This is a genomic window from Microvirga sp. ACRRW, from assembly GCF_022346925.1.
Taxonomy (GTDB): Bacteria; Pseudomonadota; Alphaproteobacteria; order Rhizobiales; family Beijerinckiaceae; genus Microvirga.
In genome coordinates, this window is the sequence record NZ_JAKRNJ010000007.1 from 108059 (window position 1) to 131274 (window position 23216).

Sequence of the window (23216 nt, forward strand, 5' to 3'; positions counted from 1 at the left end):
GAGAAACCGGCCCGGGAGTAGGTCTCTCGCAGCCAATGACCTGACACGTGTGGAGATCAGCATGACGGAACCCCTGTTCGGACAAGTCGAGGCCTTCGCGGGCGATCCGATCCTGTCCCTCAACGACAGCTTCAAGGCCGATCCCCGTGCTGAGAAGGTCAATCTCAGCATCGGCGTCTACACGGACGAGAAGGGCCGCCTTCCCGCACTCGGCTCGGTTCGCGCTGCTTACGAGCGCATCGGCTTCGCGGAGCGCCCCTATCTGCCCATGGATGGCCATGCCGGTTATCGCGAGGGCGTGCAGAAGCTGATTTTCGGCGACAAGCATCCCGCCCGCGCGGAAAAGCGCATCGCCACGATCCAGACCATCGGCGGCACGGGCGCGGTCGGCATCGCCGCCGACTTCCTCGCCAAACACACGCCGGGCCGCACGGTTCTCGTCAGTGATCCGACCTGGGAAAACCATCACGGCCTGTTCCAGCGCGCAGGCTTCAAGACGACGACTTATCCCTATTGGAACAGCGCCACCAAGTCCGTCGATTTCGACGGCATGGCGAAGGCGTTGGAGGCCGCAGCCCCCGGCTCCATCGTGATCCTCCAGCCCGTCTGCCACAACCCGACCGGCGTCGATCTCGACGAGAAGCAGCAGGCTGCCATCACTGAGGTGATGGTCGCCAAGGGCCACATTGCCGTGTTCGACATGGCCTATCAGGGTTTCGGTGAAAGCCTGGAGGCCGATGCCGCCTTCGTGCGCCGCTATGCGGAGCGCGCGAGCTGCCTCGTGGCGAATTCCTTCTCCAAGAACTTCTCGCTCTACGGCGAGCGCGTCGGCGGCTTGAGCGTGGTTTGCCGCGATGCGGACGAGGCCGAGCGCGTGCTGGGCCAGTTGAAGCTTGCCGTGCGCCGCAGCTATTCGAGCCCGCCGATGACCGGCGGCCTTCTCGTCGCCACCGTCCTCAGCAACGACGATCTTCGCGCGCAGTGGACCCGCGAGGTCGACGAGATGCGCACACGCATGGATTCCGTGCGCAAGCTTCTCGCCAAGCACATCAGCGCCCTGTCGAACGAGATCGATGTCGGTTTTCTCACCAACCAGCGCGGCATGTTCAGCTACACAGGACTGACCGCGCAGCAGGTGCGCACCATGCGCGAGCGCGACGGGGTGTATCTCGTGGAATCGGGCCGCATGTGCGTGGCAGGTCTCAACGAGGAGAACGCCGCGAAGGTCGCGAAGAGCTTCGTGGACGCGAGCCAAGGGTGATAACAAGCTGTCATCCCGGACACGGCAAAGCCGCGATCCGGGATCGCAAGACGATTAAAGCGCCTTATTCTGAAGACGATCCCGGATCGGCTTACGCCGTCCGGGATGACGCTTTCTTGAGAGTTACTCCGCCGCAATCGGCAGCGTCGGTTGCTGCTCGGCGCGGAACTTGGCGAGGAGATCCGCCTCTTCCTTCTTGGCAACCTCCAGGTTCCGTTCCTTGATGTGGCCGAAGCCGCGGATCTTCTGCGGGATGTTGGCAAGCCCTACGGCAACCGCGTGATTGTCCGCATTGAGCTTTGCCACGATCTCGCCGATCCGCCCCTCGAATTCTCGAATGAGCTCGCGCTCGGTGCGGCGCTCGTGCGTGTAGCCGAACACGTCGAGCGGCGTGCCCCGTAGAGCTTTGAACTTCGCGAGAACGCGGAAGGCCTTCATCATCCACGGACCGAAGCTCATCTTCTTCGGAACGCCGGTGACAGGATCCTTCTTGGCGAGCATCGGCGGCGCGAGGTGGAACTCGTAGCGCAGGTTCTCACCCTCGAAGGTAGACGCAACCTGACGCTCGAAATGTCCGTCCGTGTAGAGACGGGCCACCTCGTACTCATCCTTGTAAGCCATGAGCTTGAAGAGCGAACGCGCCACCGCATCGGTGAGCGCGGTCGAACCCGGAACCACATTTGCTTCCGCCTCGCGCACGCGCTGCACCTGGGCGCGATAACGCTGACCGTAGCGCTTGTTCTGATAGGCGCTGAGGAATTCCACGCGCCGGTCGATCACCTCGTCCAGCGTTTCGGAAATCTTCAGCTCGTCGTTGGGCGCCTTCAGCGCGTTCATCATGGCCGCGATGACACCAGGCTCAGCCGCCGCGCGGCGCCCCCAGGTGAAGGCGGAGAGGTTCATCTTCACCGCTTCGCCGTTGAGCTCGATAGCCTTCTCGATGGCAGCAGATGAGAGCGGCACGCTGCCAATCTGATAGGCATAGCCCAGCATGAACATGTTCGCCGCAATAGAATTGCCGAGGAGCGCGGTGGCAATCGCCGTCGCATCGACGAAGGCCACACCGTTCTCGCCTGCTGCGCCCTTGATCGTCCGCTTCAGGCGCTCGGTGGGGAGAGAGAAATCGGCATTGCGCGTGAACTCGCCGGGCATGACCTCCGCCGTGTTCACCACGAGCGCGGTCTGTCCCTGCTTCACGGATGCGAGCACCTTCTTCGTGCCCGTCACCACGAGATCGCAACCGAGCACCAGATGCGCCGATTCCGCGCTCACACGGATGGCATGGATGTCTTCCTGACGGTTGGCAAGACGCACGTGGCTGTAGACCGCACCGCCCTTTTGCGCGAGGCCGGCCATGTCGATCATGCCCATGCCCTTGCCTTCGAGATGCGCCGCCATGCCGAGAATCGCGCCGATGGTGACGACACCCGTGCCGCCCACGCCCGTGATGATCACGTTGAAGGTGCGGTCGATGGCGGGGATCGCCGGATCGGGCAATGGCTTGAAGGTCATGCCGTCCGTGGAGGCGGTTTCCGGCACGGCCTTCTTCACCTTGGCGCCATGCACCGTGACGAAGGAGGGGCAGAAGCCCTTCACGCAGGAGAAGTCCTTGTTGCAGTTCGACTGGTCGATCTGGCGCTTGCGGCCGAACTCGGTCTGAACCGGCTGCACGGCGACACAGTTCGACTGCACGGAGCAATCGCCGCAGGCTTCGCAGACGAGATCGTTGATGATGACGCGCTTGTCCGGATCCGGGAACTCGCCGCGCTTGCGGCGGCGGCGCTTCTCGGAAGCGCAGGTCTGATCGTAGATCATCACCGTCACGCCAGGAATTTCCGCCAGATCTCGCTGCACCGCATCCAGCTCGTCGCGATGATGGATCGTCATGCCGGACGGCCAACGGATCGTCTTGGGATACTTGTGCGGTTCGTCGGTGACGAGAGCAATGCGCTCCACGCCTTCCTCGCGCACCTGCCGCGCGATCATGTCGACGGTGAGCTTACCCTCATGTGGCTGGCCGCCCGTCATGGCGACCGCATCGTTGAAGAGGATCTTGTAGGTGACGTTGGTCTTGGTATCGACAGACCAGCGCAGCGCCAAAATGCCGGAATGGTTGTAGGTGCCATCACCGAGATTCTGGAATACGTGGCCGCGCTTGGAGAAGGACGACTCGCCAATCCAGTTCGCGCCCTCGCCGCCCATCTGCGTGAAGCCGTCCGTGGAGCGGTCCATCCACTGCACCATGTAATGGCAGCCGATGCCCGCATAGGCGCGCATGCCTTCCGGCACCTTGGTGGACGAGTTGTGCGGGCAGCCGGAGCAGAAATGCGGCACGCGGGTCGCCACATCGTTGGTGAGCTTGAGCACTTCCTGCGCATTATGCAACCGCGCCACGCGGCCACGCAAATCGTCGTTGTTGTGATACTGCAGAAGGCGTTCGCCGATGACGATGGCGATGTCGTTGGGATCGAGCGCGCCTTTCACGGGGAAGAGCCAGTTGCCGCCCTCGTCCTTCTTGCCGATGCAGAGCGGCTGGTTGGCGGTGCCGTAAAGCTCCTCGCGCAGCTGCACTTCGATCAGTGAGCGCTTCTCCTCAACGACGATGACCTTGTCGAGCCCTTGCGCGAATTCCAAAAGCTCGCGCTGCGAGAGCGGCCAAGGGCAGGCCACCTTGTAGAGGCGAAGGCCCATGTCGTTCGCCTTCACCTCGTCGAGGCCAAGCTCGTCGAGGGCTTGGCGCACGTCGAGATAGGACTTGCCGACGGTGATGATGCCGATCTTCGGATTGCGCCCGCCAGAGAGCACGATGCGGTTGAGGTTGTTGGCGCGGACAAACGCCAGCATCGCGTCGCGCTTGTAGTCCTGAAGGCGCGCTTCCTGATCGAGCACGCCGTCGCGGTTGCGGATGTTGAGGCCGCCGGGCGGCATGATGAAGTCGTCGGGCATGACGATCTTCACGCGGTCCAGAGAGCCATCCACGGAGGCGGTGGACTCGATGTTGTCCTTCACGCATTTGAACGCCACCCAGGTGCCGCAGAAGCGGCTCATGGCGTAGCCGTAGAGGCCGTAATCGAGAATCTCCTGCACGCCCGCTGGGTTCAGGATCGGGATCATCACGTCGACGAAGTGGAATTCGGATTGGTGCGCGACGGTGGAGGATTCCGCCGTGTGGTCGTCGCCCATGAGGGCAAGCACGCCGCCATGCTTGGAGGAACCGGCCATGTTGGCGTGGCGGAACACGTCGCCGGAGCGGTCGACGCCCGGCCCCTTGCCGTACCAGAGGCCGAACACGCCGTCATACTTGCCGTCGCCGCGAATCTCGGCCTGCTGCGAGCCCCAGACGGCGGTCGCCGCCAGCTCCTCGTTGAGGCCGGGCTGGAAGACGATGTTGGAAGGCTCAAGCCACTTCTTGGCCCGCCAGAGGTTCTGGTCCAGGCCGCCGATGGGCGAGCCGCGATAGCCGGAAACGAACCCGGCCGTGTTGAGGCCCGCCAGCCTGTCCCGCTCGCGCTGCATCAGCAGCATGCGGATGACGGCCTGGGTGCCGGTAATGAAAACGTGATCCTTGGTGAGATCGTACTTGTCGTCGAGCGTAACGCTGCGAAGCGCCACATGACCTTCGGCCATGCCGTTCCTCCTTGGAGCCCTCTGCCCCGCCCGCCGGTTTTTCCCGGTTCTTCTTGGTTTTTTGTATTTACGTCAGCAATGCTGACATAAGTGCCCGACCGCGTCAATCGAGCGATTCTAAGGTACGAGCCTTTGTTTCGCCTCCATTAACCATAAAGCCTCTAGACCTATCGTTCCGGCTTCCGTAACCGCTTGGAAGCGCAGCTTTTGAAGTCAACGCATGAACAGCCGTCTCGGTCTCACCCTTTGCCTCGCCTCCTTGCTGACAGGGTTCAGCCTGCCTGCTGCAGCCCATCCCCATGTGTGGATTACGGCCAAGGCGGAGGTGGTCTTCGCGGACGGGAAAGTGACGGGCATCCGCCACAACTGGACCTTCGACGAGGCCTATACGGCCTATGTCACCCAAGGCCTCGACAAGAACAGCGACGGCAAGCTGACCTCTGAGGAATTGCAGGAGCTGGCGGACGAGAACGCCGCCGGACTCGCCGATTTCGAGTATTTCACGACCCTGAAGGTGTTCGGTAAGGCACAAGCCTTCGATACACCCCGCGAGGCCCGGATGGTCATGGACGACAAGAAGGTCGCCATGTCCTTCCTTCTGCCCCTGAAGGCACCCACCTCGGTCACCGGCCCCATGGCCATCGAGATCGATGACAACAGCTTCTTCGTCTATTTCAGCCTCGTGGACAAAGCCGCCGTGACGCTCGCCAACGCGCCCCAGGGCTGCGTGACCAATATCGCTAAGGCCAAGCCGCTCGATGCGGCCATGCAGCAGATCCTGCAAGACGAAGGCGCCATTCAGGAATCCGGCGCGAACTTCACCATGGAATATTCCAACCGGGCGATCATCGCATGTCCGTGACCTCCGCTCCGCTTGCCTCCCCTGCCTCCAGTCCGGCGCGGTTCTGGCAGAGGCTCGGCCTGGCGGCTCTCGCCGTCGCCTTCATGGCCACCGCCATGGGTCTGCTCGCCCTCTGGATCGGCCCTGTCGGTGCGCCCGCTCCCCGCAGCCCCTTCGGCATGGGAATCCGGGAGGCCGCTCCTTCCGGGAATTTCGGCGCTTGGCTTCTCTCCATCCAATCCGGTTTCTACACCAGCCTTCAGGGCAGCGTGCGCGCTCTGAAAGAGAGTGGCGCGGCCTGGGGCTCGCTCCTGTTCGTCGGCTTCGCCTATGGCGTTTTCCACGCCGCCGGACCGGGACACGGCAAGGGCGTGATCTCGGCCTATCTGGTGGCGGACGAAAAGGCCCTGCGCAAAGCCTTCACCTTAAGCTTCGCAGCCGCTTTCGTGCAGGCGCTGGTTGCCATTCTCATCGTCGGCACAGTGAGCCTCGTGCTGCGTGCCACGGCCTCCACCATGAACAAGCTCGCCATGAACGTGGAGCTTGTGAGCTTCATCGCCGTCGCCCTGCTCGGCCTCGCGATTACCTGGCGCAAGAGCGGCAAGGTGCTGGGCGTGCTGGCGCTCGCGAAGAACCCGTTGAGCAATGTGCCGGAAGCAAGCTGCGATCACGTGCATCTGCCGCCGCCTGAGGAGGTCAACCGCCTCACGCGCTTCCGCGACATGGCGGGCGTGGCGATTGCCGCCGGCATCCGCCCCTGCGCGGGCGCGCTGATCGTGCTCGTCTTCTCCCTGGCACAAGGCCTCTTCGCGGCGGGCATCGCCGCCACCTTCGCCATGGCTCTTGGCACGGCGCTCACCACCAGCGCCATCGCGGCCATTGCCGTTTTTGCGAAGACACTCGCCTTGAAGCTGGCGGGCGGACGCGGCGCGACTGGCGCGATTGCCATCGCGAGCCTCGAACTGCTTGCTGCCGCCTTCGTGCTGGTGCTGGGTGCAAGCCTGCTCATCGGCCTCTGGAGCCAGGGTCTCTGACCTGCTTGAGGGTTGCGCCAAGCGCAAAGCTGCCGACGCGGCCCTTCATTTGCATGCGTTGCGACACGGGAAAGCGCTCGCTATAGCTCCGGCCTTCAGACACAGGGGCCAGGGCGTGTCCACCACATCATCCGCAAGCGCGCATCGTCTTTACGAAGACATCTTCGCAGGGTTCACCGGCACGCTGATGGTTGCGCTCGGCGTGACGCTCTACACGAAAGCGACGCTCCTGACCGGCGGCACGGCAGGATTGGCGCTGCTGCTGCAATACGCAACGCAGCTCGATTTCGGCACGCTGTTTTTCGCCATCAACCTGCCCTTCTACGCGCTTTCGATTCTGCGCATGGGCTGGAAGCTCACGGTACGCACCTTCCTCGCCGTGCTTCTGGTATCCTATCTCTCGAAGCTCACGCCTTCCTGGATCAGCATCGACAACCTCAACCCGATCTATGCGGCGATCATGGGCGGCGTGCTGATGGGCGTGGGCCTGCTCGTTCTCTTCCGGCACCGCACGAGCCTCGGCGGCGTCAACATCCTCGCGCTGTACGCGCAGGAGCGATACGGCATCCGCGCGGGGTATGTGCAACTCACCATCGATGCGGTGATCCTTCTCTCGTCGCTCTTCGTGATCGAACCATCGAAGGTCGCGCTCTCGCTCGTCGGCACCGCCGTGCTCAACCTGATCCTCGCAACCAATCACCGTCCCGGACGTTACATGGGCGTCAGCTAAAGCCCGAGCGATCCGCCGTCCGAACGCGGATCGTGCACCGCCTCCACGCGGCCATTGCGCGGATGCTTCACGAGCATGCCTGCATGGCCCATAGAATCCGCATAAGGCTTACCCATCTCCTCGACCGGATGGCCATAGCTTGAAAGCACGCGCAGCAAACTCGGATCGAAGCGATCCTCCACCTTCAACGTTGCTGATGGCGCCTTCCAGCTCTTGCCGAACGTCCAGCGCGGCGCGTCCACCGCATCTGCAATACTCATGCCGAAATCCGCGTAGCGCGTAAAGATTTGTCCCAGGATCTGCGGCTGCGGCTCGCCGCCCATGGTGCCGTAGGAGAGCACGCGCCCATCGTTGAACACCCCAAGTCCCGGATTGAGCGTGTGAAACGGCTTCTTGCCCGGCTCCAGCGCGCGCATGCTCTTCGGATCGAGCGAGAACGCAAAGCCCCTGTTGTGCCAATGGATGCCGGTCGACGGCAGCACGCAGCCCGAGCCGAAGGCCCAATAGACCGACTGGATGTAGGACACGGCCAACCCATCCTTGTCGATGCAGCCCATCCAGATCGTGTCGCCATCGGCAGGGCGCGGCGGATAAGGTGCGGCGCGGCGCATGTCGATCATCGCCGCTTCCTTCTCGAACACGTCGCGCGTGAGGAACGATGCAGGCTCGGGCGTCAGCTCACGCGGATCGGCGACCACCTTGTCGCGGATCGCGAAAGCGCGTTTTCCCGCCTCGATGAGGGCGTGATGATGCTCCGGCGTCTCGCCATGCTTCACATCGAGCCGATGAAACAGGCCGAGCATCAGCAGCGCGGCGAGTCCCTGGCTCGGCGGCGGCATGTTGTAAACGGTCGAGTGCTTCAGCTCCACGGAAAGCGGCTTCACCACGCGCGCCTGATAGGTCTCGATGTCCTTGCGCGTGATCGGGCTTCCGATGCGCTCCAGGTCGGCTGCGATCTCGCGCCCCACATCGCCGCGATAGAAATCGGCGAAGCCTGCATGGGCCAATTGCTCCAGCGTCTCCGCGAGCTTGGGAGCGCGCCGTGTCTCGCCGGCCGGTTGCAGCTTACCGTCGACCAGGAAGGCGTCAGCGAAGCCAGGAGCCGCAAAGAGCGCCTCCCGCTCCAGCAGGCCATAACGCCCTTCGGATGCGCCGATCCTGTAGCCTTCGCGGGCAAGACGGATGGCATCGGTGAGCAGCATGTCACGGGGTAATTGTCCGCCGAGCGCCTTGGCGAGTTTCAGCGCCAGCCCCCATCCGCTCACCGCACCGGCGACGGTCACCGCCGCATCGGGCCCGCGCGGCGGGATGCTCTCATATTCTTTGTCCCGGTAGCGCTTGATGGTAGCGAGCGACCCGGCAGGCCCTGAAGCGTCAAGGGCATGGACCCGGCCCTTGGGCTCCCGCACCAGCCAGAACCCGTCGCCGCCGAGACCGTTCATGTGGGGATAAACCACGGCGATGGTGGCCGCCATGGCGACCATGGCCTCCACGGCATTGCCGCCCGCGGCCAGGATCGTCTGGCCGGTCTCGGCGGCTGCCATATGGGGAGCCGCGACGGCGGCGGTCGAGAAAACGGGGGTCTCGGGCATTGGTAGGAACCTAGGATAACGCATCACAAGCCAGCCGCCCGTGTCATTCCCGGCCGGAGCGCAGCGAAGGGGAAGGGAATCCACCCGCACGCTCGGCGCTATGGATCCCCTTCCCGGCCCTAAAGGGCCGCCGGGGATGACACAAGGGTGAACTGCGTCATGATAGAAGACGCACAAACCTTGCACGGGAGGGGGCGTTTAGGGTAGTCCCTTCGGCGTGATTAAGGAGTACGAACCCGTGGCTCAGGCGAAAAGCACCAACTGGCGCAACCTCATCACCGTGATCAGCATCATGATTCTGGTCGGTGCGGAGGTCTTCGGCGTGGCGATCTCCGCCGGCTGGGCCATCGCGGGTCTGTTCGAGCTGGGCCATATCGTGGGCTATGTGCTCATGGGCCTGTTCAGCCTGCTCGCCATCTACTTCCTAGTGAACCTCTGGCGCCGCTGCGTCGCCACCGAGCCCCTGGCCGAATAAGCTCACGGGCTCTTACACACCCTCATCACGACAGGGTCGGCATCCGCCGGCACATAGGCCTCCATCGGGCGGCATTGCCCGTCCATGCAGACCCGCCAATCCGCCGTCGCGCCCGAGCGGCGCATGACCACTTCGGCCTGAGGCGGCACCTTCGGCCTCCACACGTAAGATCCGTTGACGAGCCGTGCCTCCGGCGGCGGCTCCATGCCTGCACCCGAACCCTTCACCCGCGCCTCGACGAGTTCGAGCCCCGCGGGCGTGGCGCGCCAATCCTCTTCCCAAGCGATCTTTTCGACCGAATGCGTCCAGGCAAGGGTCATCGCACTCACCATCAGCGGCGCGACGACCTTGCCTGCGACGAGACAGATCATGAATGCGCGGGCGTGAGCGGCGCCGAGGCCTTGCGGGTTTTCCAGATATGGTACCCGACAAACAGCGCTGAGAGCACGAAGCCGATTTCATCGGTGATCGGGATCGCGGCGACGAGCAAGGCAGCAGCGACCGTTGCCCAGAGCCGTTCCCACCATGCCAGAGGCTTCAGGAAGAAGCCGATGGCTGCCATTCCCCATAGCGCCATGGCGAGCGTCGCCTTGAACACGATGTAGACCACGGCCAGCCAATAGCCCGCGCCCTCGAGACCCGGCACGGGCTGCAGCATCAGGTTCGGATCGTATACGGCCATGTAGGGCACGACGAAGCCCGGCAGCGCGATCTTCACGGCCTGCACGCCGATCTTGAGCCCCGATTCCTTCGCCATCGGAGCCGCAGCGAATGCCGCAAGCGCCACCGGCGGCGTGAGATCCGCCATGATGCCGAAATAGAACACGAACATGTGCGAGACGATGAGCGGCACATCGAGCTGCAGCAGGATGGGTGCCGCCAGTGACGAGGTGATGATGTAGTTCGGAATCGTCGGAATACCCATGCCGAGGATCAGGCTGAAGATCATCGTCAGCACGAGGGCTGCAAAAATGTTGTCCTTGCCGATGGAGATCATCCATGTGCCGACAATAGTGCCGAGACCCGTCAGCGTCATCGTGCCGATCACGATGCCGACGACCGCGCAGGCGAGGCCCACCGGCAGCGCCTGACGCGCACCATCCGCCATGGCATCGACGCAGGCCTGAAGCGTCAGGCGGCCGCGACCGGAAAACGCATTCCACAGGGACAAAGCGGCGACGACGAGCACAACGAGCGTCACGCTCGATGCAAGCGAATAAGCCGAGACGAGAGCGAGGCCGATCCAGAACGCAACGCGCAGGGCGGGCGTGCCGAGACCGGTCACGATGGCCGTGCCGAGAATGAGCGCCACCGTCAGCGACAGGCCGACCGCGCCGGCGAAGAGCGGCGTATAGCCTGCGAAGAGCAGGTAGACGAGAACGCCGAGCGGCGCGATGAGGAACCACTTCGTCTTCAGCTCGGTCCACGCATTCGGCAGCTCGGATTTCGGCAGGCCGCGCAGGTGGCGTTTTCCGGCTTCGAGATGCACTGCGAGATAGCAGGATGCGAAGTAGAGAAGCGCCGGAATGATCGCCGCTTTCACGATCTCAGAATACGGCACGTCGATGGTCTCGGCCATGATGAAGGCGACTGCGCCCATGACCGGCGGCATGATCTGCCCACCCATGGACGATGTCGCTTCCACGCCACCTGCGAAAGCGGACGGAAAACCGAAGCGCTTCATCAGCGGGATTGTGAATTGTCCCGAGGCGACCACATTCGCAACACCCGAGCCCGAAACGGTGCCCATGAGCGCGGAGGACGCCACGCAGACCTTGCCCGGCCCGCCCTGCTTGTCGCCGAACACGGCCATCGAGATATCGTTGAAGAAATCGATGACGCCCGCCTTCTCCATGAAGGCGCCGAACAGGATGAACAGGAAGATGTAGGTCGCCGACACCAGGGTCGGCGTGCCGTAGATGCCTTCCGTGCCAAAAGCCATGTGCTCGATGACCTGATCGAGCGAATAGCCGCGATGATCGAGCGGCGCGGGCAGATAATGGCCGAACAGGCAATAGGCGAGGAACAGGCCCGCCACGATGGGAAGCGCAATGCCCATCACGCGCCAGACCAGATAGAACAGAACCACGAGCGCCGCGATGCCGGAGATGAGATCGCCCGTCGTCATATCGCCGGCGCGGATCACGAGATCGTTGTAGAACGCCCATTGATAAAGGCCGACGGCGAAGCCCACGAAGCCCACGAGCCATCCCATGAGATGCATGACTGAGGAACCTGAGCGGTGATTGGCAACCATCGCGCCCGCGACGAGGCACAGAAAGCCGACATGCATGGCGCGCACGACCTGGCTCGGCACGCTGCCGCCGAACCAGAGCACGAGTCCGAAGGCAACCGCGATCGCGATCCAGCCGAGAAGCCCGTCGATGAGGCCGCGCCGCCGTACGGCAAGGGAGGCCAGCCATGCGGCCCAGGCCGCCATGACGACATAGAAGATCTGGAACAGGCTCACGCCGAGGAAGAACGGCTGATCGAGCGGAATGCCGAAAGACGTGATGATCTGGAAGGTTGAGAACGACACCGCGATCCAGAACAGCAGCTTGCCCCAGAAACCTTCGCCGAAGCTCTCCGGCAAGCCATGCTCCGGATTCACGCTCTCGGCAGGTGCTTCCATCTGGGCGAGTTCGGATGTGTTCGCACTCTGGCTCATCGCGCCGCGTCTCCTGAAAATTTATTGTTCTTGTCATTAAAAAGCCGGAGCAGGTTCACTGCCCCGGCTGGAATGTAAATCGGCCAAAGGGTTTAGGAGCCCTTCTTCACGCCCTTTTCGTCGAAGTAGCGCTGGGCGCCCGGATGCATCGGCACCGGCATGCCGGAGAGCGCGCTCTCGAGCTTGATGTCCTTGGCGGCGGCATGCGCGGCGGCGAGATCGGGCAGGCTCTCGTAGATCGCCTTCGTCATCTGGTAGACCGTCTCGTCCTTCATGCCGGAATGGGTGACGAGGTAGTTCACCACGGCAGCCGTCTGCACGGGCGCGCTCTGGCCTTCATAGGTGTTTGCCGGGATCGTGACCTTCACATAGGGCGTGCCGACCTTGTCCACGACGGCGGCAGGGATTTCCACGACGACGATCGGCACGGAGGTGGCGAGATCGCGGATTGAGGACACGCCGAGGCCTGCCGATTGCAGGGTCGCATCAAGCTGGCGGTTCTTCATGAGCTCGACGGATTCGCCGAAGGGCAGATACTCGACCTTGCCGAGATCCTTGTAGGTGAGGCCTGCGCCTTGGAGGATCGCGCGGGCGTTGAGCTCGGTGCCGGATTTCGGCGCGCCGACGGAGAGGCGCTTGCCCTTCAGGTCAGCGAGCGACTTGATGCCGGATTCCTTGGTCGCGACGATCTGGATGTAGTTGGGATAGATGGCGGTGATGCCGCGCAGCTTGTCCTGCTTGGCCTTGAAGCCGGCCTCCTCGTCGCCCGCCCAAGCCATGGCCAAGCTATCACCGAGGGTGAAGCCGATCTCGCCCTTGCCCTGCTGCAGCAGCGTGAGGTTCTCAACAGAAGCCTTGGTGGCCTGGACGGAAGGACGCGAGCCCTGGACCTTTTCGGTGAACACCTTCGAGAGAGCGACGCCCAGCGGGTAATACACGCCGGAGGTGCCGCCGGTCAGGACGTTGATGAAGTCCTGCGCCTGGGCCGGGACGCTTGCGCCCGCAATGGCCAGGGCGGTGGCGGCCCCCATGAGGCGGCGCATGATGGATTTCTGCATTAGGCGTACTCCCTTAAATTCGGCAGTATTGTTACACTGCCTGTGTGTGAGCCTAGTTTTGGCTGCTGACGAAGTTTTCTCAAGAGGCTAAGAGGGACTTAATCCTGCCACCTTGGTCGGTAGGGGTCAGTCTCTCTCCGGATCACAAGTTCGTTTCTCCCATGCTCAATCGCCGTCAGTTCCTTCAAACCGCAACCGCCACGGCCACCTTGGCCGCCCAAGGCTTTTCGAGCCAGGCTCTGGCGCAGCAAGGCCTGAAAATGGGAGCGGAAAGCCCATTCTCCTTCGACGATCTGAAGAAGCAGGCGGAAACCATGGCCCGCTCGGCCTATGTGGCTCCGATGAGCCCCTCGCCGGAGATTCTCTATCAGATCGACTACGACGCCCACGGGAAGATCCGGTTCAAGACCGATCTGGCGCTCTGGGCCAACGGCCCCAGCGAGTTCCCGGTCACGTTCTTCCACATGGGCCGCTTCTTCCAGAAGCCGGTGCGCATGCATGTGGTCGAGAACGGCCAGGCCCGCGAGATCATCTACGACACCGAGTATTTCGACATGCCGGCGGATTCGCCGGCCCGAAAGCTCCCCGACAATACGGGCTTCGCCGGCTTCCGCTTCCAGGAAGCCCGCAACGGCAAGCTCGACTGGCGCAAGAACGACTGGGTGGCCTTCCTCGGCGCGTCCTATTTCCGCGCCATCGGCGAGCTTTACCAATACGGCCTCTCGGCCCGCGGCCTCGCCATCGATGTGGCCGTGCATGGGCAGAACGAGGAATTCCCCGACTTCACCCACGTCTATTTCGAGACGCCGAAGCCCGGCTCCGACACGGTCACGGTCTACGCGCTGCTCGACGGGCCGAGCGTGGCGGGAGCCTACAAGTTCGTGATGCAGCGCGCCGCCGCCGTGATCATGGACATCGACACCGCGCTTTACCTGCGCAAGGACATCGCGCGGTTGGGCCTCGCGCCTCTGACCTCCATGTACTGGTACTCGGAGAAGTCCAAGACCACCGCCATCGACTGGCGCCCGGAGATCCACGATTCCGACGGCCTTGCCATGTGGACCGGCGCGGGAGAGCGCATCTGGCGCCCGCTCAACAACCCGCCGCGCATCATCACCTCGGCCTTCGGCGACGAGAACCCGCGCGGGTTCGGCCTGCTCCAGCGCGACCGCAACTTCGACCATTACCTCGACGGCGTCTATTACGACCGCCGTCCCTCGCTCTGGATCGAGCCGCAGGGCACATGGGGCAAGGGCTCCATCCAGCTCGTGGAAATCCCTACCGACGACGAGATCCACGACAACATCGTGGCCATGTGGGTGCCGGCCGACCCCGCCCGTGCCGGCCAGGCGCTGAACCTGCGCTACCGGATGCATTGGTCGGCGGACGAGCCCTACCCGACCCCGCTCGCCCGCGTCATCGCCACCCGCTTCGGCAATGGCGGCCAGGCCGGCACGGCCCGGCCCAAGGGCGTGCGCAAGTTCATGGTGGAGTTCATCGGCGAGCCGCTCACTAAGCTCCCCAACGGCGTGATCCCCAAGCCGGTCCTTTCCGCCTCGCGCGGCGAGTTCACGAACATCCTCACCGAGGCCGTGCCCAACAATGTGCCCGGCCATTGGCGGACCCAGTTCGACCTCACGGTCACCGGCACCGAGCCGGTGGAGATGCGATGCTACCTGCGCAACGGGGACGAAGTGTTGAGCGAGACCTGGCTCTATCAGTACCATCCGGCATTCTAGGATTTCTGTTGTAAACTAAGATATTAACAGGGGAGTATAAAATACTATACCCCCTGGAAATGGCCGCCATTCCGGTCTATGTGTTAGGGCATGTCGCATAGCCACAGCCATTCACACGGCCATCAGCATGGTCACGAGCACAGGCCTCTTGCCGCCGCCCCCACCTTCTCGCTGCTGCGCCTCTCGGTCTGGCAGCGCCTAGTGGGCGCCTCGGTGGTGCTGGCGGCCCTGTGGCTGATGGTTCTCAAGGTCATGGGGTGAGCCATGGACGCAGCCTCCGCCGCCATCCGTTTCGATGAAGTGACCCTCGGCTATGGCCGCAGGCCCGCCGTGCATCACCTTCATGGAGACATTCCCTCGGGCAGCCTCATGGCCGTCGTCGGCCCCAACGGCGCAGGCAAGTCGACCCTGCTCAAGGGCGTCGTCGGCACGCTGAAGCCGCTCGAAGGCCAGATCCGGCTGAACGGCCCCTCCTCCGAGATCGCCTATCTGCCGCAGGTGGCGGAAATCGACCGGTCCTTTCCGCTTTCCGTCTACGATCTCGTGGCCATGGGCCTCTGGTCCCGCTCGGGCCTCTTCGGCGGCATCTCGGCGAAGGACCGCACGAAGATCGAGGCGGCGCTGGCGGCAGTCGGTCTCATCGGCTTCGAGCGCCGCCCCATCTCGACCCTCTCCGGCGGGCAGATGCAGCGCGCGCTCTTCGCGCGCCTGCTCCTGCAGGACGCGCCGGTGATCCTGCTCGACGAACCGTTTACCGCCATCGACGCCAAGACCACCGCCGACCTGCTCGATCTCGTGCGCCGCTGGCATGCGGAGAAGCGCACGGTCGTCGCGGTGCTGCACGATCTCGACATGGTCAAGCGCGTGTTTCCAAAGACCCTGCTCATCGCCCGCGAGCCCGTGGCCTGGGGCGACACGCTCGACGTGCTGAGCGCCGACAATCTCCTCAAAGCCCGCCGCATGGTCGAGGCGCATGACCCTCATGCGCATGTCTGCCAGCGCAGCGCCGCATAAAGACCGATCCGTGCTCGACCTTCTCTACTCACCCTTCTCCGAATTCGAGTTCATGCAGCGCGCTCTCGTGGGCGTGATCGCGATTGCGCTCGGCGGCGGACCCGTCGGCGTGTTCCTGATGCTGCGCCGCATGAGCCTTACGGGCGATGCGATGGCGCATGCCATTCTGCCCGGCGCGGCCATCGGTTATCTGCTTGCAGGCTTGTCGCTGCCAGCCATGACCTTCGGCGGATTGGCAGCGGGCGTCATCGTCGCCATGGCGGCAGGCCTCGTCTCGCGCTTCACGTCTCTAAAGGAAGATGCGTCGCTTGCAGCTTTCTACCTGCTGTCGCTCGCTCTCGGCGTCACCATCGTGTCCTTGCGCGGCTCGAACGTCGATCTGCTGCACGTACTCTTCGGTACGGTGCTGGCGCTCGACGATAACACGCTACTGCTTCTTGCCTCCATCTCGACGCTCACCGTTCTCGCGTTGGCTGCGCTCTATCGTCCGCTCGTTCTGGAATGCGTGGACCCGATCTTCCTGCGTTCCGTGAGCCGCTCTGGCACGCCGACGCATCTCATCTTCCTCGGCCTCGTGGTGATGAACCTCGTCGGCGGCTTCCATGCGCTCGGCACGCTGCTGGCTGTGGGCATGATGATGCTGCCTGCAACAGCCGCGCGGTTCTGGACCAGCGACATCACCATGATGATGATCGTCTCCGTTCTCATCGGCATCGTCTCCGGCATCGCGGGCTTGCTGCTCTCGTTCCATGCGGAGCTGCCCGCAGGCCCCGCGATCATTCTCTCGGCGGGCATCGTCTATGTGGCGTCGCTGCTGATCGGCCGCGAAGGCGGCGTGCTCTGGCTCGCATGGCCGGGCAAACATCTCGAAGCCTAAAGAAGGATCTCATCATGCTGACGAGAAGAACCGCCCTGTCCCTGCTCGCGGGCTCGCTCGCGCTTGCCGGTTCGCTCATGCCAGCGGCAGCGCAGACGCCGGAGAAGCTCAAGGTCGTCGCGACCTTCTCGATTCTCGGCGATCTCGTGCGTAATGTGGGCGGAGACCGCATCGAACTGACGACCCTCGTCGGACCGAACGGCGATGCACATGTCTATGCGCCGACACCTGCCGATGCGCGCCGCCTGACGGAAGCGAAAATCGTTTTCACCAACGGCCTGAAGTTCGAAGGCTGGATCGACCGCCTCGTAAAATCCTCCGGCACCAAGGCTGCCAGGATCGAAGCCGCCAAGGGCATCAAGACCTTGAAGGAGGAAGAGCATGGTCATGGTCACGATCACGACCACGGCGGCGTCGATCCCCATGCCTGGCAGAGCATCGGCAGCGCCAAGACCTACGTGGCCAATATCCGCGATGCGCTGATCGCAGCGGATGCCGAGGGCAAGGCTGCTTATGAAGCCAATGCCGCCGCCTATCTCGCCAAGCTCGATGCCCTGGAAGCGGACGTGAAGGACCTTGTCGCGAACATCCCCTCCGATCGCCGCAAGGTCATCACGTCGCACGACGCCTTCCGCTATTTCGAGGCTGCCTATGGGATCGACTTCGTCGCCCCTCAGGGAGTCTCGACGGAGGCGGAGGCCTCGGCCAAGGACGTCGCCCGGATCATCCAGCAGATCAGGCGCGAGAAGGTCTCAGCCGTCTTCGTGGAAAACGTGTCCGATGCCCGCCTCATGGAGCGCATCGCCCAGGAGACCGGAGCCAAGGTCGGCGAGAAGGTGTATTCCGACGCCCTTTCCGAGCCGAACGGCCCCGCTGGCACTTACATTGACATGATGAGACACAATATAAGGGCCTTCAGCGCGGCCATGTCGAGCTGAAAGCCACCCTCCCCTTGAGGGGGAGGGTCGGAGCGCGTAAGCGCTTCGGGGTGGGGTGGCAACGCGACCTCACCCAAGCTGGTGTTTCCACCCCACCTCGGCCTTCCGGCCGATCCTCCCCCTCAAGAGGAGGATGAACGTTGCGGACCATCCGATGACCGACAAGATCCCCGTTACCGTCCTCACAGGCTATCTCGGCGCCGGTAAGACCACTCTCCTCAACCGCATCCTCACCGAGCCGCACGGCAAGAAATATGCCGTGATCGTCAACGAGTTCGGCGAGATCGGCATCGACAACGAGCTTGTCGTCGGCGCCGACGAGGAAGTGTTCGAGATGAACAACGGCTGTATTTGCTGCACCGTGCGCGGCGACCTGATCCGCATTCTCGACGGCCTGATGAAGCGCAAGGGCAAGTTCGACGCGATCATCGTCGAGACCACGGGCCTTGCGGACCCCGCCCCGGTCGCGCAGACCTTCTTCATGGATCAGGACGTGTCCGATGCAGCCCGTCTCGACGCGGTGGTGACGGTGGCCGATGCCAAGTGGCTCTCCGACCGCCTGAAGGATGCGCCTGAGGCCAAGAACCAGATCGCCTTCGCCGATGTGATCATCCTCAACAAGATCGACCTCGTGAACGAGACCGAACTGAAAGAGGTCGAGGCCCGCATCCGCGCCATCAACCCTTATGCCAAGATCCACCGCACGCAGAACGCGGCCATCCCGATCTCGGAAGTTCTCGACCGCAAGGCCTTCGATCTCGACCGCATCATGGAGATCGAGCCCAGCTTCCTGGAGGAAGGCCATCACCATCATCACGACGAGGAGATGCAATCCGTCGCCGTGAAGATCGATGGTGAGGTGGACCCTGAAAAGTTCATGCCGTGGATCTCGAACCTCACCCAGGTCGAGGGCCCGAACATCCTGCGCTGCAAGGGCATCGTCGCTTTCCCGAACGAGCCGAAGCGCTTCGTGTTCCAGGGCGTGCACATGATCCTCGACGGCGACGTGCAGGGCGAGTGGAAGCCCGGCGAGAAGCACACGTCGAAAGTGGTCTTCATCGGCCGAGACTTGAACGAGAAGGCGATCCGCGAGGGTTTTCTGGCCTGCGCGGCTTAATTGCGGCTCATGCCGATTTCAATCAACGGAAACGTTCCCGCCGTCCGGTCCATCGACCGGGCGGCTTCCTAGACGGGGAGCGGCTCCTTGGGTCCGAAACCCGCTCATGGTCTGCGCGGAAACGCCCATCGAGCCGAGCGCCGTCATGACGAAAGCAATCGTGCTCAAAATCTTCATGCCGCAGCTCCCATTCTTTAAAAATCCCATGATGCGCTCAGCCCTGAACGGCGGCCATGGCGCAAAGGGTGTAGCGTTGAGTCGAGGGCTCTCTTGACCACTCCTTGCCTTGCCTCCCTGCAACCGTGCTATGGGAAGCCTAGCTTGAAGGGATCGCTTCGATGAGTAACGGAACTGCTCCATCCTTGACCCAGAACGTGGCGCCCGTCGCTGCGGGTGCGCATGTCACCGCCATCGGCTGGCTGAAGGGCACCGCCGCCTTCGGCTTGGGCGACGGTGGCGTGGTGCTGGTGAAGGACGGCGAGAGCCATCGCGTGGAGGCCCATCCCGACGCGGGCATCCTGATCGGCGCGAGCGACGGCGAGCGTTTCGTGACCGGCGGCGATGACGGCCGCGTGGCTGTGACGGGCGCGGACGGTTCCACGAAGACTCTCGCTGAAACCAAGGGCGCATGGATCGACGCGCTGGCGCTCAGCACCGGCGGGGCCTTCGCCTATGCCGCCGGCAAGCGCGTTTTCGCCCGCGACGACAAGGGCCGCGAGAAGATGCTGGAGGTGCCCTCCACCCCGCGCGGGCTTGCCTTCGCGCCCAAGGGTTATCGTCTCGCGATCTCGCATTACAACGGCGCGACGCTTTGGTTTCCGAACGTGGAGGCCAAGCCCGAAATGCTCGACTGGAAGGGCTCGCATCTCGACGTGACCTGGTCTCCCGATGCGCGCTTTGTCGTCACCTCCATGCAGGAGAACGCGCTGCACGGCTGGCGGCTCATTCCCGACAAGGGGCACATGCGCATGAGCGGCTATCCGTCGAAGACGCGCTCGCTCGCGTGGTCGCATGACGGCAAATGGCTTGCCACCTCCGGCGCGGAAGCGGCCATCATCTGGCCCTTCGAATCGAAGGAAGGCCCCATGGGCAAGGCGCCGCGCGAATGCGGCGTGCGGCCTGCCAAGGTCACCCGCGTGGCGTTCCACCCCAACACCATGGTGCTGGCGGTGGCTTATGAGGACGGCTGCATCCTGCTCATCCGCCTCAACGATGCCTCCGAGCTTCTTGTGCGTCCCGCCGTCAAGGGCAGCGGCGTCACGGCCATGGCCTGGGACAAGGGCGGCAAGCGCCTCGCCTTCGGCTGCGAGGACGGCCAGGGTGGCATCCTGACCCTGCCCACATGAGATCGCCCATGGCTCTCTTCGGCGCTTTTTTACGAGGCACGTTCGGCCTGCCGAAACCCGACCGGGAGGCGGTTGAGCGCGTGAAGGACATGGCGCGCGCGGCACTTCAGGCCTCGCCCGAGACCGCCTTCGCGGTCAACGAGATCGCCTGCAACGACCCCGGCTGCCCCGGCATCGAAACGGTGATCCTGGTAATGGAGCCGGGACAGAAGACCCGGGCGCTGAAGGTGCAAAAGACTCTGGATGAAGTAACGGAACAAGATATCCGCGCCGCGCTTGACCTTTAAGGAGGTTGCAGATTGGCACGGATCGTTCGCATCATCGCTTTCGGATTGGGGCTCTTCGGCGGCATCGTCGCCTCGCAGGGGCCGGAATATTCCCAGCAGTACCGGCAGCGCCTGGGCGGCGCGATCGACGAATTGCAGCGCGTGATCGCGCGCTTCGATGCGGATGCGCAGGCCAATGGGGAAACGCAAAGCAATGCCATCGCGCGGCTTCGCACCAATCCCGACGATCTCGTGAGCCGCCAGGGCATCGCCATGCAGGCCAATGTGGAGCGTCTCGGCCGCCTGCAGACTCACCGCGAAGCGATGATGCAGGCCGGCCCCTTTGCGCGCGTCGCGCTGATGGTTCGTGACGGCGATCAGGATGTGATGGAAGCAGCCTATCGCGATTTCGAGCCGGCCGTGCCGGTAACGGAAGAAGGCCTTCTCTCCACTGCCATCGGCTTCATCATCGTATGGGGCGGCATTCTGCTACTTGCGGGATTCCTACGCAGTTTTCGGCGCCGGTCTCCGCGAACCGTCGCGCGGGCTTAAGCCTCACGCTCCGGCTTTCCTGCAAGCACTACGTAGAAGCCCAGGCCGTCATTGGCGGGCAATGTCTGCAACCTGTCGATCCAACCGCGTTTCTTGGCCTCCAGCAGCGCCTTGCCGATGGGCTGGAAGAGCGTTTCGCCACCGCCTTCCGGCGGCGGATCGAGGCGTATGGCAACGGACTTCGCCTGCGCAAAACGGCTGCGCTCGAGCATGTCCTGAAGAGAAGCGGAAGCCTTCTCGCGGGATGCGCCGCGCAGATCGAGAACGGCCTCCGCATCGACCAACCCAAGACCGCCGCGCAGCTTGTCGGCGTAGAATTCCTCGAAATGAGGCATATCGATCGCTCCCTCGCGCCTGACTCAGAAAGAGACATGGCCGGTTTTGCAACCGGCCATGGGTAGAGCGTCAGCGCACCAGAATGTTCCGGAACTGCCACGGATCGGAAGCGTCGATGTCCTCCGGGAAGAAGCCCGGGCGATCATCGAGCGGCGTCCAATCGGTGTAGTAGCCCTTCACCGGTCCGAGATAAGGCATCTGCACTTCGAGGCAGCGCTGGAAGTCGATGTCGTCGGCTTCAACGATGCCCGCGTTGGGATTCTCCAGCGCCCACACCATGCCCGCAAGTACGGCGGAGCTCACCTGAAGGCCGGTGGCGTTCTGGTAAGGCGCGAGCTTGCGAGTCTCCTCGATGGAGAGCTGCGAGCCGTACCAATAGGCGTTCTTGCCGTGGCCGTAGAGCAGCACGCCGAGTTCATCGATGCCGTCGACGATCTCGTTCTCGGTGAGGATGTGCTGCTTGCCCTGGTACTTGCCGGCGGCGCCGAACATCTCGTGCATCGACAGCACGGCGTCATTCGCCGGATGATAGGCGTAATGGCAGGTCGGACGATACGTGACCTTCTCGCCCTCGCGGACGGTGAAGTAATCCGCAATCGAGATCGCCTCGTTGTGAGTCACCAGGAAGCCGTATTGCGGACCGGGCGTCGGGCACCAGCTGCGCACGCGCGTATTCGCGCCGGGCTGCAGCAGATAGATCGCAGCGCCGCAGCCCTTGTCGTGCGTGCGGGCGTTCTCCGGCATCCAGTTTTCATGCGTGCCCCAGCCGAGTTCGGCAGGCTGCAGGCCTTCCGAGACGAAGCCGTCCACGGACCAGGTGTTCACGAACACGCCCATGGGCTTCGGATGCTCGGCGCGCTGCGTGTCGCGCTCGGCGATGTGGATGCCCTTCACGCCGACCTTGCTCATGAGAGCGGCCCATTCCTCGCGGGACTTCGGCACCTCGACGTTCAGCCCCGTGTCCTTGGCGACGTTGAGCAGAGCCTGCTTCACGAACCATGACACCATGCCGGGATTCGCGCCGCAGCAATTGACGGCCGTGGGGCCGCCGGGCGCCTGGCGGCGCGCATCGAGGATGTTCTCGCGCAGCATGTAGTTCGTGCGGGCTTCAGGGCCTGCGTTCTTGTCGAAGTAAAAACCGGCCCAGGGCTCGGCCACTGTGTCGACATAAAGCGCGCCGAGTTCGCGGGAGAGCTCCATGATGTCGCGCGAGGAGGTGTCGACCGACAGGTTCACGCAGAAGCCCTGGCCGCCGCCCTCAGTGAGCAGAGGCGTGAGGATCTCGCGGTAGTTCTCGCGGGTGAGAGCCTTGTTGATCAGGGTGATGCCGCGCACGTCGAGCATGGAGCGGTCGGTGTCGACGGGATCGATGACCGTGAAGCGGTTCTTGTCGAACTCGAAATGCCGCTCGATCAGGGGCAGCATGCCTTTGCCGATCGAACCAAAGCCGATCATGACGATCGGGCCGGTAATGCGGCCATGAATGGGCCAAGTGGTCATCGATGTTTCTCCTTCGTGGAAGCCTGGAACGGGCTCAGATGTCTCCGGGTTGGACAATTCCGCGCGCATCTAGGATTGAGGAGCCCCCGGGGTCAATGCCTGCGCTTTCCTCTCTCCCTCGAATGTCGATTTCCCTGCGGATGACGACCGTAAAATGACAAGAAAAGCACTCATCCCTTGGTTTTAGGCCTCGACATGAGGAAACAAGGTCTCATGATCGGCTTCAGTCCATCAGACCTGATTTG

At 63.3% G+C, this 23216-nt stretch carries 22 protein-coding genes; 14 read left to right on the forward strand and 8 right to left on the reverse strand.

Features of this window, described 5'->3' with window-relative positions; translation table 11 throughout:
* Nucleotides 1–61 precede the first annotated feature (61 nt).
* Nucleotides 62–1261: an amino acid aminotransferase gene (locus tag MHY87_RS16050; RefSeq protein ID WP_239353481.1), complete on the forward strand. Its 1200-nt coding sequence runs from the start codon at nt 62–64 to the stop codon at nt 1259–1261.
* A 123-nt stretch (nt 1262–1384) separates the two neighbouring features.
* Here MHY87_RS16050 and MHY87_RS16055 read toward each other — a convergent pair whose 3' ends face one another.
* Entirely contained in the window at nt 1385–4888 is a 3504-nt protein-coding gene (locus MHY87_RS16055; protein WP_239353483.1) for an indolepyruvate ferredoxin oxidoreductase family protein, read from the reverse strand.
* 220 nt (nt 4889–5108) lie between these two features.
* Between MHY87_RS16055 and MHY87_RS16060 the strand changes: the two genes are divergently transcribed.
* The 3 genes from MHY87_RS16060 (at nt 5109) to MHY87_RS16070 (ending at nt 7493) form a co-directional block, all read left to right on the forward strand.
* A complete protein-coding gene (locus tag MHY87_RS16060; RefSeq protein ID WP_239353485.1) occupies nt 5109–5750 on the forward strand; it encodes a DUF1007 family protein in 642 nt (213 codons plus the stop codon).
* On the forward strand, nt 5741–6763 hold the full coding sequence (locus MHY87_RS16065) for a nickel/cobalt transporter (RefSeq protein WP_239353487.1): 1023 nt from the start codon (nt 5741–5743) through the stop codon (nt 6761–6763). Before MHY87_RS16060 ends, MHY87_RS16065 begins: the two co-directional genes overlap by 10 nt.
* Nucleotides 6764–6878: 115 nt before the next feature.
* Complete coding sequence (locus tag MHY87_RS16070; protein ID WP_239353489.1) at nt 6879–7493, forward strand: YitT family protein; 615 nt, start codon at nt 6879–6881, stop codon at nt 7491–7493.
* On the opposite strand, the gene MHY87_RS16075 is transcribed toward MHY87_RS16070, so the two are convergent.
* On the reverse strand, nt 7490–9085 hold the full coding sequence (locus MHY87_RS16075) for a gamma-glutamyltransferase family protein (protein ID WP_239353491.1): 1596 nt from the start codon (nt 9083–9085) through the stop codon (nt 7490–7492). The genes MHY87_RS16070 and MHY87_RS16075 overlap by 4 nt on opposite strands.
* Nucleotides 9086–9323: 238 nt before the next feature.
* Between MHY87_RS16075 and MHY87_RS16080 the strand changes: the two genes are divergently transcribed.
* Entirely contained in the window at nt 9324–9560 is a 237-nt protein-coding gene (locus tag MHY87_RS16080; RefSeq protein ID WP_370644959.1) for a hypothetical protein, read from the forward strand.
* Nucleotides 9561–9562: 2 nt separating this feature from the next.
* On the opposite strand, the gene MHY87_RS16085 is transcribed toward MHY87_RS16080, so the two are convergent.
* The 3 genes from MHY87_RS16085 to MHY87_RS16095 form a co-directional block, all read right to left on the reverse strand.
* Nucleotides 9563–9931 carry a DUF1850 domain-containing protein gene (locus tag MHY87_RS16085; protein ID WP_239353493.1) on the reverse strand — a complete coding sequence of 123 codons (369 nt, stop codon included), beginning with the start codon at nt 9929–9931 and terminating at the stop codon, nt 9563–9565.
* Nucleotides 9928–12228, reverse strand: coding sequence for a TRAP transporter permease (locus MHY87_RS16090; RefSeq protein ID WP_239353495.1), 2301 nt, complete (start codon nt 12226–12228; stop codon nt 9928–9930). The genes MHY87_RS16085 and MHY87_RS16090 overlap by 4 nt, the downstream gene beginning before the upstream one ends.
* A gap of 92 nt (nt 12229–12320) precedes the next feature.
* Nucleotides 12321–13286, reverse strand: a complete 966-nt coding sequence (locus tag MHY87_RS16095; protein WP_370644960.1) for a TAXI family TRAP transporter solute-binding subunit — start codon at nt 13284–13286, stop codon at nt 12321–12323.
* Nucleotides 13287–13447: 161 nt separating this feature from the next.
* Here MHY87_RS16095 and MHY87_RS16100 point away from each other — a divergent pair, with 161 nt between their 5' ends.
* The 6 genes from MHY87_RS16100 (at nt 13448) to MHY87_RS16125 (ending at nt 18971) form a co-directional block, all read left to right on the forward strand.
* A complete protein-coding gene (locus MHY87_RS16100; RefSeq protein ID WP_239353497.1) occupies nt 13448–15025 on the forward strand; it encodes a glucan biosynthesis protein in 1578 nt (525 codons plus the stop codon).
* 90 nt (nt 15026–15115) lie between these two features.
* Nucleotides 15116–15286: a hypothetical protein gene (locus MHY87_RS16105; protein WP_239353499.1), complete on the forward strand. Its 171-nt coding sequence runs from the start codon at nt 15116–15118 to the stop codon at nt 15284–15286.
* A 3-nt stretch (nt 15287–15289) separates the two neighbouring features.
* A complete protein-coding gene (gene aztA, locus MHY87_RS16110) occupies nt 15290–16039 on the forward strand; it encodes a zinc ABC transporter ATP-binding protein AztA (RefSeq protein WP_239353501.1) in 750 nt (249 codons plus the stop codon).
* Entirely contained in the window at nt 16008–16916 is a 909-nt protein-coding gene (aztB, locus tag MHY87_RS16115) for a zinc ABC transporter permease AztB (RefSeq protein ID WP_370644962.1), read from the forward strand. Before aztA ends, aztB begins: the two co-directional genes overlap by 32 nt.
* A 14-nt stretch (nt 16917–16930) precedes the next feature.
* Nucleotides 16931–17854 carry a metal ABC transporter solute-binding protein, Zn/Mn family gene (locus MHY87_RS16120; protein ID WP_239353503.1) on the forward strand — a complete coding sequence of 308 codons (924 nt, stop codon included), beginning with the start codon at nt 16931–16933 and terminating at the stop codon, nt 17852–17854.
* Nucleotides 17855–18008: 154 nt separating this feature from the next.
* A complete protein-coding gene (locus MHY87_RS16125; protein WP_239353505.1) occupies nt 18009–18971 on the forward strand; it encodes a GTP-binding protein in 963 nt (320 codons plus the stop codon).
* A gap of 18 nt (nt 18972–18989) precedes the next feature.
* Here the strand turns inward: MHY87_RS16125 and MHY87_RS16130 are convergent, their stop codons facing one another.
* On the reverse strand, nt 18990–19148 hold the full coding sequence (locus MHY87_RS16130; protein WP_239353507.1) for a hypothetical protein: 159 nt from the start codon (nt 19146–19148) through the stop codon (nt 18990–18992).
* A gap of 161 nt (nt 19149–19309) precedes the next feature.
* On the opposite strand from MHY87_RS16130, the gene MHY87_RS16135 reads away from it, so the two are divergent.
* The 3 genes from MHY87_RS16135 to MHY87_RS16145 are packed head-to-tail and all read left to right on the forward strand — an operon-like array spanning nt 19310 to nt 21135.
* Nucleotides 19310–20317 carry a WD40 repeat domain-containing protein gene (locus MHY87_RS16135; RefSeq protein ID WP_239353509.1) on the forward strand — a complete coding sequence of 336 codons (1008 nt, stop codon included), beginning with the start codon at nt 19310–19312 and terminating at the stop codon, nt 20315–20317.
* Between the two features lie 8 nt (nt 20318–20325).
* The gene (locus MHY87_RS16140) at nt 20326–20604 is read left to right on the forward strand and encodes a hypothetical protein (RefSeq protein WP_239353511.1); all 279 of its coding nucleotides are present in this window, start codon (nt 20326–20328) and stop codon (nt 20602–20604) included.
* Nucleotides 20605–20616: 12 nt separating this feature from the next.
* On the forward strand, nt 20617–21135 hold the full coding sequence (locus tag MHY87_RS16145) for a DUF2937 family protein (RefSeq protein ID WP_239353513.1): 519 nt from the start codon (nt 20617–20619) through the stop codon (nt 21133–21135).
* Here the strand turns inward: MHY87_RS16145 and MHY87_RS16150 are convergent.
* Together MHY87_RS16150 and MHY87_RS16155 are read right to left on the reverse strand one after the other, a co-directional pair.
* On the reverse strand, nt 21132–21470 hold the full coding sequence (locus tag MHY87_RS16150; protein ID WP_239353515.1) for a hypothetical protein: 339 nt from the start codon (nt 21468–21470) through the stop codon (nt 21132–21134). The two genes, MHY87_RS16145 and MHY87_RS16150, sit on opposite strands and share 4 nt — an antisense overlap.
* A gap of 70 nt (nt 21471–21540) precedes the next feature.
* Complete coding sequence (locus MHY87_RS16155; protein ID WP_239353517.1) at nt 21541–22971, reverse strand: homospermidine synthase; 1431 nt, start codon at nt 22969–22971, stop codon at nt 21541–21543.
* Between the last annotated feature and the right edge of the window lie 245 nt (nt 22972–23216).